The following is a 13,353-nucleotide window of genomic DNA, read 5'->3' as shown; positions in this document are numbered from 1 at the left end:
ACGAAAAATTGGCTCGTAATTATAAGTCTATGCTGTATCTAGCTTGTACTATGATTCATTGCAAACTGAATTAGGGACACGCCCTAAGTTTATCCTGGGATTGGAGTTTGCATGCGTATCGTAGTTTGTGATGATGAGCCACTAGCACGTGAGCGTTTGGTTAGAATTGTACAGGAGTCAGGTCATCAAGTCGTTGCTCAAGCAACCACGGGTGCAGAAGCCATTATCGCTGTAAAAACTCAGCAGCCAGACATCATATTATTAGATATTCGTATGCCTGAGATGGATGGGGTGCGCTGTGCTCAAGAGCTTGCCAAGCTTGAGCATCCGCCAGCCATTATATTTGTCACCGCTTATGATCATTATGCCATTGCCGCGCTAAAAGCCAATGCGATTGGTTATTTATTAAAGCCTGCCAATAAAGATGAACTACTAGAGGCACTAGATAAAGCGAAAAATTTGAACGCGGCGCAGTTAAATGAGATTCGTAAACTCGAAGACCCAACAGCGCGGCCAGTGCGTGAGCATATCGCTGCTCGTACTCACCGAGGCGTTGAGCTCATCAAGCTCAAAGATATCTATTATTTTACCGCCGATCAAAAGTACGTCAAAGTCCGTCACAAAGATGGCATTGTCCTGATTGATGAGACGCTAAAAGAGCTTGAGCAAGAGTTTGAGGATCGGCTGTTTCGAGTACACCGTAATGCCATCATCAACCTTAGCTTTTTGGACTTTTTAGAAACGTTGGATGCAGGACAATATCAAATACGCTTTAAAGGCATTGATGAGACACTCGCGGTTAGCCGCCGTCACTTACCTGCATTACGTGACAAGATTCAAAGCATGTAAACTGCGGTTTCCATTGTGAAATAACAGCAAAATAACCGTGAAATAATCATCCCATATCATCAAACCCTTATTTATGCTTAAATAGGGGTATTTTTTTGCGTCAGCATTGACTATATATGGTTTATATCGCCCATTTTTTGTGGAAAATTTGCAGTATTGTCTAATACTGACCTGCATAGTACTGACGTAAACAGTATCGAATTTATTGAGGCCCTTTATGAGCAATCCGCAGCAAACTGCTTTGACTACCTTGAATATCGCCACGCGTCAGAGCCCTTTAGCACTATGGCAAGCTGAGCATATCCGTGCTCGTCTACTAGATTTGTATCCTGAATTGACGATTAACTTGCTAAAAATTGTCACTAAGGGTGACAAGATTTTGGACACACCTTTGGCTAAAATTGGCGGTAAAGGTTTGTTTGTCAAAGAGCTTGAGCAAGCGCTATATGACAAACAAGCGGACATCGCGGTACATTCATTAAAAGACGTACCGATGCAGCTTCCTGAAGGCTTGATGCTGGGCGTCTATTGCAAACGCGCCTCACCGACTGATGCTTTTGTGTCTAACACCTATAATAGTATTGATGAGTTGCCGCAAGGGGCAGTCGTTGGCACGTCAAGTTTGCGTCGTCAGTGTCAGCTTAAAGCCTATCGCCCAGACCTACAAATCAAAACTCTACGCGGTAACGTCGGTACACGTTTGGGCAAGTTGGATGCTGGCGAGTATGATGCGATTATTTTAGCGACCAGTGGTTTGCAGCGTATCGAGCTGGATGAGCGCATACGCGGCGAGCTTGATATCAATGCCTGCCTGCCTGCGGTTGGTCAGGGCGCCTTAGCAATCGAATGCCGTGAAGGTGATGATGAGGTGTTAAAATTACTGGCACCACTGAATGATGATAAAGCTCGTATCCGTCTCATTGCTGAGCGCGCGCTGAACCGTCACTTAGAGGGTGGCTGCCAAGTGCCGATCGCCGCTTATGCCGTGTTACAAATGGCGGATGAAACAAGCAGCAACAATGATGATAACGGTGACAATGGCAATAACGACAACGGCAATGTGTTATGGCTACGTGGCCGCGTCGGTCAAGCGGATGGCAGCGAGCTGCTAAAAGCAGAAAAACGCGTCACGTTGATCGGCACACAAGCCGAGCAAGAAGTACAGGCTAATCAGCTTGGTATTGATGTTGCCAATATACTGCTTGCCGATGGCGCGGGTGATATCTTATCCGCGATTTATCATCCTGAATAACATACCAGTATTTTGATTCCCTTAGTCATAGCCCCAGTATTATTGATGCTAGGGCTATCGTTAAGCCAATTCTATCAGTCTTTTGTCATGGTACGTCTATGTCATCAACATTAAATCACGCCCAGCTTATTGCTAACAGTCAATCAAATAATGAGTCATCACTCACGCAAGTAGTCATCAATACTCGCCCAGTAGAGCGTGCCGCTGCATTGACGGATCATCTACAAGTAGCAGGGCTGACGGTGGTAGAGATACCGATGTTGACGTTACAATCGCGCCCAACGACTGAGCAAGACATGACGCTGATGCGCCAATGGCTAGCAGGCGATTATAAGGCGCTTGTGATTGTTAGCCCAACGGCGGCTGCTTCAGGACTGGCTGTTTGGCAAGCGCTTGAAGATGAGCGTCAAGCTCAAAACCATGACAATGACGATGATAATAATAATGAGCGAAAAGATATAGCAATTAATGCTCTGCAAGCGCCGAGCTACTTGATTGCCGTGGGTGAAGCGACCGCGTCGGTATTAAACAATGCCAAAATCGAGGCGTCGAATTATCAAGTGCTTCAGCCTCATATTGCCAATAACGAAGGTATGCTAGCGATGCCTGAGATTGAGCGTTTGCAAGCAGGTGACAAGTTGCTCGTGTGGCGCGGATTGGGTGGTAGGCGATTATTGGTCGATACGTTGCTGGCACGCGGTGTGCATATCGATAGCATTGCTTGGTATGAGCGCATAATGCCAGTCGAGGCGATGGCTCAATACGAGCAGTGGCTACAAGGGTTTTTAGCTCGCAATGGTATGCAAGATACATCAGCTAGTCAGCCAAAGCCAGTCGTTGTGGTCAGTAGTGGTACAGCCTTTGAGCATTGGGAAAGCATTGTTCGGGCTGTGGCAGAAAAGGCATTAAAGCAAGAAACAGCCAGAGAAACCCCCGCTATTTTGCCCTATAAATTGTCAGACTTTTCTTATGTGGTATTGGGTGAGCGTTTAGCCAATATGGTCGCTGAGCAGCAATTAAGTTATTGGCGTGTGGAAGATTTGGCGCCAGAAACCATTCTTGCTGCTATCCATGCTAAAGCCTATTAAATGTATAAATGTACCAACCGATGACCTGTCCTTATCTATTATGTTTCACTTTTTATTTATTCGCTTTAAACCTGTTTTAGTCAAAATAACGGTGCTGCCTTATGTCAATCAATTCTGAATCGTTATCTCAGGAACCTTCTGCTACTCAGCAGCGCCGACAAGCAAATGTGTTTTTGTTGCGCCTGCAGTGGCTGGTTATCTTGTTGCTTATCGCGGCCCTATTGTGGCTCTACATCAGCCAGCAGCGTTTCCAACATAGTGTTAATGAGCGTTTGCAAAGCAACGAGCAAGTCGTCAGTCGTCTCAATGAGATGGATGACCGTCTATTTGCGATGAGTCAGCAGACGCTGCCAGAGCCTCGATCTGCCGCCAGTAGCCAAGCGCAAAACCAGTTAGATTTACTGCGTATTCAGATACAAGTCGCTGATAGATTGTTGGCAGACAATAACGACAGTGCAGCGATTGATTTGTTGCGTGGTCTACATTGGCAGCTTTCGCAAAGCAGCAATGAGATTGCTCCAGCGCTAACGGTTGTGATCAAACAAAGCTTGATAAAAGACATCGAACGTTTGCAGGCGAGCAGCACTCAGCCCAGTCCTTGGCAGCTACAAAACCTCGCCATCCAAAATATTCAAGAGTTTTTGCACAGCTATGAGCGTGTGAGTAGCGAGGCGACACCGCACGATAGCGCTGATAATAATATGAGCCTCTCGCGCAAACAACTGACCATTCACGAAGTGATTATGACCTTAAATCTGGCCAGTCAAGCCAGTAATATGCGCGAACAAGAGCAGCTGGTTGGTTATCTGCGTCAAGCACGAAATCAACTACAAACCTTGGTGCCGAAGTCTGCTATTCCTCAAGAGTCAGCGCCAAAGGCAGCCATGACTAATACTGAAAACGCCTCTAATGATGCGTCCGTAGGCAAAAAGCAAACCTCTACCGACAAGAACCTACCAACCAGATCCTCTCCGACAAATATCGGAGAAGTCATAGATTGGTTAGATAAATTGATTGCCAATGCACCGAAACCAACGCCATTGTTGACCACTCAGATTTTGGATAAATCTCAGCGTTAGTGGTTCATTGGATGTTGATTGATAGATTTATGAATACAAAAATAAGAGAAGTGACGTTATGGACAGTTTGAATCAAGCAGCACATGCAGCCTCCAATATCGCAGATAATCATCCTGACGAATTGTCACATTATCCCATTATTCATCACCAGCCCATTCACTGGGGCGAGATGGATGCGTTTAACCATTTAAATAATGTGATTTATTACCGTTACGCTGAATCAGCACGAATTGGCTATTTGCAGGCGCTAGGTATGTTTGATGGTAGTATGGTGACGGTATTGGCACAATCAAGTTGCCAGTATTTACGCCCAGTGACTTATCCTGATACTTTGCTATTAGGAGTGCGCTGTCAGCGTTTAGGGAATACGAGTATCGTGATGGAATATAGCTACTATAGCACCGCGCAAGCAGCCATCGTCGCGACGGCTGAGGCAGTTGTGGTACGGCTCGATAGTGATGGAAAGCGTAAATTAGCTTGGACAGAGGAAGAGCGCGCTCGGCTATTGGCATTAGAAGCAAAAGTTGGTCATATACCGAAGCTTTAGCACTGAATATTAAATAAATGAAAAAAAGGGCACGCTAACGTTATGTTAGCGTGCCTTTTGCTATGTAGCTGATATCGAATCAATCAGTCAAATATTAATCTTGCTTTGGCGCATGTACGAAATCGATGACGTTCAAGTCAAAGCCTGATAATGCGTAAAACTTCATGGGCGATGATAATAAACGCATATCACGAACGCCTAAATGACGCAAAATCTGTGCACCAACACCAATGCTGCGATACGGCTGCTGGGTAATGGTCGATTGCGATTCATTGTCTGCCGCTTTGTCTAACGCCTCTCCTAAATCTATTGGCTGGTTGCTACCAATCCAAACTAATACGCCGCGATCTGAATTACTAATTTCCTCCAGCGCTGAGCGTACGCTCCAGCCACTACGACCCGTCATATCATTTTTGGCAGCAAACAAGTCGCGTAGTGGGTGAAAACCATGGACACGGACAGTGCTGACGCCTTCGCTCACATCGCCTTTTACCAAAGCCAAATGCGTTTCATCAGCGCCAAATTCGCGGAAGCGATGTAGCGTAAAGGTGCCGTATTCCGTTTCAAAAGGACGCGACTCAATTTCTTCTACCGTTTGCTCGTTCGCGATGCGGTAGTTGATGAGGTCAGCAATTGTACCCATCTTGATGCCATGCTCTTCGGCAAATATCTCAAGGTCATCACGGCGCGCCATCGTACCATCAGCATTGATGATTTCGACAATCACTGCTGCGGGCTCAAGCCCTGCTAGGCGTGCTAAATCACAACCAGCTTCGGTATGTCCAGCGCGGTGCAAGACGCCACCATTTTGAGCCATGATTGGGAAGATATGTCCAGGCTGGACGATGTCTTCAGGTTTTGCCGAAGAAGAAACCGCGGCTTGAATAGTACGTGCACGGTCAGCAGCAGAGATACCCGTGGTAACGCCTTCAGCGGCTTCGATAGAAACCGTAAAGTTGGTGCTAAATTTTGCTTCGTTACGATCAGACATCAGCGGCAACGCCAACTGCTGGCAGCGTGCTTGTGACAAGGTCAAGCAGACCAAACCACGTGCATGAGTAATCATAAAGTTAATATCTTCGGGGCGCACATGGGTCGCTGCCATAATGATATCACCTTCATTTTCACGGTCTTCATCATCCATTAAGATGACCATCTTGCCAGCACGAATGTCTTCGATAATCTCAGGAATCGTATTTAAACTCATAGTAAGTCTCAATATTTTATTATTTATAGATAGGTGTGATGTGGAATATAAAGCATTGTCTGTCTATTGTAGCAGTAGATGCTACAGAGCGCTGTTGCGGTTAGGCAAAGTGCATGGAATCAAATTGATCCACCGTAGACATTATCTAATCATTGCTCATATATCAATATGAGGACATTTTAACGCTTTTCAGCCCACTGTGCTGCTTCATCTCAAAACTATATGGACCAGTCTGTCAAATATAGTGATAAGTATTACTAATGGTCACGACGATTCATGTATTCAATGGTGTATTAAGCAAAGGGCTAATCGACCATGTGAGCCATCAGTCATTACTGGCTGCTTGGCTTTTTAGCCAATCCATAAACTGTTTGCTGTGTTGCTCGCGTTGGTTGTCGGCAAATTCATAAAAGCTGCTACCAACTAAATTGTCTGGCAAATAGCTTTGCGGATAATAGTGATTGGGATAATCGTGTGGATAGGCGTAACCTTGACCATAGCCTTGATTGCGCATCAGTTTGGTTACGCCATTACGTAGGTGTAGCGGCACAGGAGAGGCATCTTTTTCTGCCAACGCCATCGCAGCATTGATGGCTTTATAAGTGCTGTTACTTTTGGCACTGGTCGCCAGATAAACCACTACTTGCCCCAAGATAATACGCGCTTCTGGCATACCAATTGATTGCACACTACGTAATGCTGCATCGGCAAGGAGTAAAGCATTAGGGTTGGCATTACCAATATCTTCACTGGCCAAGATGACCAAACGCCGCGCGATAAAATCAGCAGGCTCACCGCCAACTAACATCCGCGCCATCCAATAAAGCGCAGCATCAGGGTCTGAGCCACGTACGGACTTTATCATCGCCGAGATAATATCATAATGCTGATCGCCATCTTTGTCATAGCGTACCAGCGCGGTCTGAGCGACACGAGCGACCAATTCATCGTTAATGACGAGCGGTGATTGCTTAGTGTCCGCCGTTTGAATAGCAAGCTCTAATAAATTCAGCGCCTTCCTCGCATCGCCATGCGCCAGTTGACTGATAGTGTCCTGTGCTTGTAAATCAACCGTCAAATTCTTCAGCACTGAATCTTCTGAAATTGCTCTTTGCAATACCGCACTGATTTGCTCAGGCGTCAGTGGCTCTAAACGATATACTTGGCAACGTGATAGCAGGGCATTATTGACACTAAAAGAAGGGTTTTCAGTTGTCGCACCAATCAAGGTAATATCACCAGATTCGACCGCGCCCAGTAAGGCATCCTGCTGAGCCTTGTTAAAGCGGTGTATCTCATCGATAAAAACCACAGGTGATTCAAATGCCAATGAGTCCTTATTGTCTAACACTTCTCGCAGCTGTTTGACCCCAGTATTCAAGGCAGACAAGGCATGAAAAGGCCTGCCAACAGCATCAGCCAACAGCATGGCAATAGTCGTTTTGCCGATGCCAGCTTCACCATGCAAAATAATCGATGGCAGATGCCCTTGTTCGACCAAACGCAGCAAGGGCGCACCTGCCGCTAGTAGATGTTCTTGACCAATGATTGCATCAAGTGTCGTTGGGCGCATACGCTGGGCAAGGGGTGTATCGGCATGAAAATTAGGCGGCATAGAAATCTCTATTATCAATTTAAACAGCTATCAATTAGTTCATAACGACAGTGATTAATGGGTTTTTATTGCTGCATCTAAATGACTACATCCTAGATTACATTCATCATTGCTATGGAAAAAGACCATATCTGTCTGTTTGGCATGATTTTCGCACTAATGAATATTAGACATGAGTAGTAAAAGTAGGCTAATTTATAAAGATGCTATTTAGTATGTGTCTTGGTATGTGTCTTGGTATGTGTCTTGGTATGTGTCTTGGTATGTGGCATACACGATAGGCTAACGCAGATTTACGTTAATAAAAGTCAATCAAGTGTACAGCTTATGTCCCAAATACTTTGATTTTTATGCTTTTATCCCTATTAACGGTTCAACAGCATTGATAGATCGCAGATATCACGCGCGATTTACGACCTATCATTTGTGATCATCCATTCATTAGGCATAAGGTATTACCGTCATGATGTCTCCGCCGATATTGCAGCGCTTGTTCGCTCGCTATTTATATCGCAGTGCCAAGCAGCAATCACGTTTGCTTACTACAGGTGAGATAGCGCTGGCGCGTTCAGTATTTGGCGACAGTATCAATCTCGATGAGGTTCAGCTCAAGACTGCTTGGTGGGTGTTGAAACATTATGCCGTTAGTCCTAATGGCAATATTTATTTTAACCCAGCAGATTGGATAATAGATTTTAGCGATGCTTCATTGAGTAAAAAAAGCTGGCTGATACATGAATTAACCCATGTATGGCAATTACAGCAAGGCTTAAAAGTGGTGCGCGGTGCACTTATTGATCGCCGTTATGATTATGTGCTCAAGACAGGCAAATCCTTCTTTAACTACGGTATCGAACAGCAGGCGCGTATGGTTCAGGATTATTTTATTCGTCGTCAGCGTGGACAAGACTGTCAAGCATTAGAAACTTGTATTCCATTTTTAATTGTGAAGTCTGACGACAATATGAAGTGATATCCATTGGCAATGGATTGCCATGACGACTTTGGTTTTTATTATTTTGCCTTAACAAGGACACGTACCCTTATGTTTAAATTTTTGTCAAAAAAGCCCAATTATAAAATGAATAAAGATGTGGTTGATGATTCTATCAATCAAAACAACAACCTTTTACAGCACTCGTCAACCTTGCTTGCGGCAACACTCAGCGGCGTATTGCTGTTAAGTGGTTGTCAGCAGCAAGCAGAGACTCAACCTGCGCCAGAAGACAGTCAGAGCGTTGAAAAAACGAGCACTGAAGACAGTCAGCCTATGCGCCCAAGTGATTCTGCTGCTACCCGTATAAAGCAGTTTCAGCCTATCTATGTCGCGCAAGCACAAAGGCTACAGCGTCGTTTACAAGCAGAGTATGAATCCTTACAAGCCGCTGATAGCTCAGATAGTGAGGATTCATTGCTGATAAATGATGATACTGCTGCTAGCGATACTAATACTAATAACGTGATGAAGAATAACAGCGATACAACTGATAGCAGCTCACTATCTGCTAACACCACAGATGATGAAGTGGATATCCCCGCTGAGGCTGATATCAATACCAGTACGGAAGTTGGCGAGCGTGATTTAACGGTGTTAAAGCGCATTAGCCTTGAGCCGCGTAAGCCCGTCATGCTAACAGAAGATCAAATCATCGAAAGCTACCAGAAAGCGATGGAAGCGCTTTATCAGCCTGTGACGACGCCTCTTAGCGCAGAAGATGTTGATACGTTAATTAATATCGCGACGTTAGTACCGCAATTATTTGAGCATGCAGAAATTGCTGGTAGACTCAGTGCCAAGAGCCCAGCATTAGCGCGTTTGATTATTCAGCATCAGGTTTGGGAGCAGATAGAAGCTCAGCAAGTGCTTGATATGCAGCAGATGAAACTGAATCAACAAAAAGAATTTGAGACGCTTATGACTAAGTTTAATGACACCATTAAAGGTTATGATGAGCAAATTGCCAAATATGAGCAAACACTAACAGAATTCCAGTAGCCGCAATTCTGTCACTCAACCAGTTATTCATTCAGTAACCGATAGGGTTTTTATAAAATGTAATGTGGCTAACCGTATCAAATGAGACAGTAAGAACCATAAAAAAAGAACCATAAAAAATCCCGCACGATGGCGGGATTTTTTATGGTTCTAAAAACTAAAATATAAGTGACTATTTACGGTCTTCAACTTTAACGAAGTCGCGATGCGTTTCACCAGTGTATAACTGACGTGGACGACCAATTTTGAACGGTGTGCTGTGCATCTCTAACCAATGGCTGATCCAACCAGAAGTACGAGCCAATGAGAAGATTACGGTAAACATTGACGTCGGGATACCGATGGCTTTTAGGATAATGCCCGAGTAAAAATCAACGTTTGGATACAAGTTACGCTCAACGAAGAACGGGTCTTCTAAAGCGATTTTCTCAAGTGCCATGGCAAGCTCAAGCTTAGGATCATTGATGCCCAATGCGCCTAATACTTCGTCACAAGTTTCTTTCATCACTTGTGCGCGTGGATCAAAGTTTTTATAAACGCGATGACCAAAGCCCATCAGTTTCACTTCACGGCTTTTCACTTTTTCCATGAATTCAGGCACATTTTCAACTGAACCGATCTCATCTAACATCTCAAGCACGGCTTCGTTCGCGCCGCCATGTGATGGTCCCCAAAGGGCGGCGATACCAGCAGCGATACACGCATAAGGGTTTGCGCCAGTAGAACCAGCTAGACGTACCGTAGACGTTGACGCGTTTTGCTCGTGGTCAGCATGCAAAGTAAAGATTTTGTCCATGGCGCGAGTGATGACGTCATTGGTTTGGTAATCAACATCAGCAGGCGTGGCAAACATCATGTATAAGAAGTTTTCAGCATAGCTAAAGTCATTGCGTGGGTACATGAACGGTTCGCCTTGCGAGTATTTATAACTCATCGCAGCAAGCGTTGGCATTTTAGCGATTAGACGGATAGCCGTGATTTCACGATGCTCTTCGTTACTGACGTCTAATGCTTCATGATAAAACGCGGATAAAGCACCAACGACACCAACCATAATGGCCATTGGATGTGCGTCACGGCGGAAGCCTTCAAAGAACTTGCGCAACTGATCATGAACACCCGTATGCTTACGGATTTTTTCAAAGAAATCTGCTTTTTGCTCAGCGTTCGGCAAGTCGCCATGAATCAAGGCATAAGCCACTTCTAAATATTCAGCATTGTTTGCCAATTGATCGATAGGGTAGCCGCGGTGTAGTAGCTCACCTTTACCGCCATCAATATAAGTAATCTTTGATTCAACAGGAGCGGTTACTTTAAAACCAGGGTCATAAGACCAAAATCCTGATTCTTGTAGAGCAGCAATATCTAGAACTGGACGCCCTAAAGTACCTTCGATAATAGGAAACTCGTATTCTTTACCATTGACGGTTAGTTTGGCATTAGTGTCAGCCATAAATTGCTCTCCATTGGTTTTAGCTTGTTAGAATAAAATTACGACAGACGCACACCCTCGGTCTATCGTTAGTCAAATCATAAAAATGCATTTAACTCATTTAATACGCAGGGTATATTAGCAGTAATTACTTATGATTTGAAAAGACTTTTACCATCAATAGCACCAATTGGCACGGTTTAGTCGTGTTTATTCACTGTAATTTTTGTATCAAAATATGTCTGATTGGTTATTTTGCTTAGAAAGCTTGTTTTTATGACAGTAAGTACAGCTACATTATCTGCATAATTTTTAAAGAATTTTACGATAATAATGTAGCAGGTTTGATTAATATTCGGGTTAAAAACAGACAGAGTATGCGTAGTAGACGAATTGAGTTTGGCGCAAATTCCCTCAAAATTGAGCAATTTTGGCAAATACGTATGACCACTGTCTATTTATTTGTTAACCCAGCGTTTGCCTTTTACTACTTAGGGGATAAATTTGTAATTATCGCCCAGTCATTTTATAATTGTAGGAACTTAACTGGCACTCGCTTTGTGCAAATTGATAAGTGGTCATGATGTAGTGTCGTTTTTCTATTCATACTCGTTTATAGCTGAGTAGCACAAGAGCAACGACGCACTAGCGTTTTGATAGACAATATCTGTAATCCAGGGTTTGAATGCTTTTGTTAACTGTTCTATTTTTAAGTCATTAGTAAAAGGGCTGTATTGATATCGATGACGGAGTAGCGCTGTCTTTATTGATATGACCAGTAAAAATAGACTAGTTAATCGATCTTACTCATGTTTATTTTCTTTGTTGTATAATAGACGGGTTGTTTTATAGACCTGTCGATTTGACGAGCGATATTAAACAGTTTATCAATACCTTGTACCCCACGATCCTTTCTTCATATTTAGCGCAAACTAAACGAAGTCAGCTAGCTCTTCCTTACTTTATTCGTCTCGTGTGTTGCTCAATGCTTAATCGACATCAGTGATATCAAGCGTTGATAGCAGATACAGGAGTATAACCGCAAAAAGGATGCCCGCTGTGAAAAGCAACCGACCTATTGATCTGCCTTTAAGCCAAGTGATTAGCGTTAATCGCTCACCGATTGCGATCGCCTCTATCTTGCATCGTATCTCTGGCATTATTTTATTTTTATTGATTCCTGTCATGCTGTGGTTACTACAGAACTCATTGGCTTCGGCTGAGAGCTTTGAAACCGTATTTGACAATGTACTTGTGCGCTTCTTAGCATGGATATTTGTTGCCGCGATTGCTTATCACTTTGTGATGGGTATTAAGCACTTATTCGCTGATATGGGCATGAACGAAGAGCTAAAATCTGGCCGCACTGCGTCTATGGTTAGTTTTGTGATTGCAGCGATTCTAATTGTCGCGTCATTTGTATGGGTGATGTTCTAATGATAAAAAATGATTCAGGAATCAAAAGTGCGACTGGTCTGACTGGTTCAGGCTCACGCGATTGGATTATCCAGCGTATTAGCGCTGTCGTTTTAGCCGTTTATAGTGTGGTATTGCTGGGCTTCTTTTTGACGCACGGCGATGTTACTTATCTTGAATGGTCATCATTCATGACCAGTTTACCGATGCGTCTATTTAGCTTGGTGGCGGTGCTTGCCCTAGCTGGTCATGCTTGGGTTGGTATGTGGACCGTGTTCACCGACTATATTACCACGGGCAAATTGGGCTCAAGCGCAGCAGGTCTACGCTTAGTGCTACAGTCATTGATGATTATCGCTATTTTAGTGTTTCTATTTTGGGGCATTATGATTTTTTGGGGTACTGGTTTCGGTGTGGTTGCTGTTTAACGATAGCCAATCCCCTATAATCTGGATACGGTGTCAGGCTCGCTTAGTCAACTATTTGTAGTTCTGGTGACTCGCCCTCCTTGTATCCATATTATATTGAACAGACTATGTATTGATAATATTTATTTATCTGTAACTTGATTTATCTGTAACTTGATTTATCTGTAAAAATAACGGACGTGACTAGCAAACGTCAAAGTCATCCGTTAGTAGCCAAAAATAGTCATAGCCCATCATAGCGTTGGACATCATTGACTTAGCCAGTCACTTATATAATAGGTGCGCTATGGTTTAGTCAGTGAACGAACCCAATATAACGATAGATATGCAAATTAGGTGGTTAAAGGTTGTGAGCGTCATCTACTTTTATAATTGCAAATAGTGGCAAGACAATAAAGTGTTTTGTCCAGCAATAGGATGATTTTGAGACAGCCTTTTTATTTA

12 protein-coding genes are annotated in these 13,353 nt (G+C 43.8%); 9 read left to right on the top strand and 3 right to left on the bottom strand.

Annotated features, from left to right (window positions below):
* Positions 1-111: 111 nt before the first annotated feature.
* The 5 genes from JFC08_RS10440 to JFC08_RS10420 all read left to right on the top strand — a co-directional run bounded on the left by JFC08_RS10440 (position 112) and on the right by JFC08_RS10420 (position 4,815).
* Positions 112-849, top strand: coding sequence for a LytR/AlgR family response regulator transcription factor (locus tag JFC08_RS10440; protein WP_045443089.1), 738 nt, complete (start codon positions 112-114; stop codon positions 847-849).
* A 217-nt stretch (positions 850-1,066) separates the two neighbouring features.
* Positions 1,067-2,101: a hydroxymethylbilane synthase gene (gene hemC, locus JFC08_RS10435; protein ID WP_055123673.1), complete on the top strand. Its 1,035-nt coding sequence runs from the start codon at positions 1,067-1,069 to the stop codon at positions 2,099-2,101.
* Positions 2,102-2,199: 98 nt separating this feature from the next.
* Positions 2,200-3,189 (top strand): uroporphyrinogen-III synthase, encoded by a 990-nt coding sequence (locus JFC08_RS10430; protein WP_198330634.1) that lies wholly within the window; start codon positions 2,200-2,202, stop codon positions 3,187-3,189.
* A gap of 101 nt (positions 3,190-3,290) precedes the next feature.
* A complete protein-coding gene (locus tag JFC08_RS10425) occupies positions 3,291-4,268 on the top strand; it encodes a hypothetical protein (protein WP_198330633.1) in 978 nt (325 codons plus the stop codon).
* Between the two features lie 58 nt (positions 4,269-4,326).
* A complete protein-coding gene (locus JFC08_RS10420) occupies positions 4,327-4,815 on the top strand; it encodes an acyl-CoA thioesterase (protein ID WP_198330632.1) in 489 nt (162 codons plus the stop codon).
* Between the two features lie 94 nt (positions 4,816-4,909).
* Here the strand turns inward: JFC08_RS10420 and ribBA are convergent, their stop codons facing one another.
* Both ribBA and JFC08_RS10410 read right to left on the bottom strand, forming a co-directional pair.
* Positions 4,910-6,022, bottom strand: a complete 1,113-nt coding sequence (gene ribBA, locus JFC08_RS10415; RefSeq protein WP_055123670.1) for a bifunctional 3,4-dihydroxy-2-butanone-4-phosphate synthase/GTP cyclohydrolase II — start codon at positions 6,020-6,022, stop codon at positions 4,910-4,912.
* Between the two features lie 325 nt (positions 6,023-6,347).
* Positions 6,348-7,637, bottom strand: coding sequence for a replication-associated recombination protein A (locus JFC08_RS10410; RefSeq protein WP_198330631.1), 1,290 nt, complete (start codon positions 7,635-7,637; stop codon positions 6,348-6,350).
* A gap of 466 nt (positions 7,638-8,103) precedes the next feature.
* Here JFC08_RS10410 and JFC08_RS10405 point away from each other — a divergent pair, with 466 nt between their 5' ends.
* Complete coding sequence (locus tag JFC08_RS10405) at positions 8,104-8,610, top strand: hypothetical protein (protein ID WP_045443744.1); 507 nt, start codon at positions 8,104-8,106, stop codon at positions 8,608-8,610.
* A 72-nt stretch (positions 8,611-8,682) separates the two neighbouring features.
* Entirely contained in the window at positions 8,683-9,633 is a 951-nt protein-coding gene (locus tag JFC08_RS10400; protein WP_109590625.1) for a hypothetical protein, read from the top strand.
* Positions 9,634-9,805: 172 nt separating this feature from the next.
* Here the strand turns inward: JFC08_RS10400 and gltA are convergent, their stop codons facing one another.
* Entirely contained in the window at positions 9,806-11,086 is a 1,281-nt protein-coding gene (gltA, locus tag JFC08_RS10395; RefSeq protein ID WP_055123667.1) for a citrate synthase, read from the bottom strand.
* Between the two features lie 1,029 nt (positions 11,087-12,115).
* Here gltA and sdhC point away from each other — a divergent pair.
* Together sdhC and sdhD are read left to right on the top strand one after the other, a co-directional pair.
* Positions 12,116-12,502 carry a succinate dehydrogenase, cytochrome b556 subunit gene (gene sdhC / locus JFC08_RS10390; protein ID WP_083475612.1) on the top strand — a complete coding sequence of 129 codons (387 nt, stop codon included), beginning with the start codon at positions 12,116-12,118 and terminating at the stop codon, positions 12,500-12,502.
* A gap of 20 nt (positions 12,503-12,522) precedes the next feature.
* Positions 12,523-12,909, top strand: coding sequence for a succinate dehydrogenase, hydrophobic membrane anchor protein (gene sdhD / locus JFC08_RS10385; RefSeq protein ID WP_227500963.1), 387 nt, complete (start codon positions 12,523-12,525; stop codon positions 12,907-12,909).
* Positions 12,910-13,353: the final 444 nt, after the last annotated feature.

Origin of the sequence: Psychrobacter cibarius, assembly GCF_016107535.1 — a bacterium.
Taxonomy (GTDB): Bacteria; Pseudomonadota; Gammaproteobacteria; order Pseudomonadales; family Moraxellaceae; genus Psychrobacter; species Psychrobacter cibarius.
This window is presented reverse-complemented; position numbering and strand designations above follow the sequence as displayed.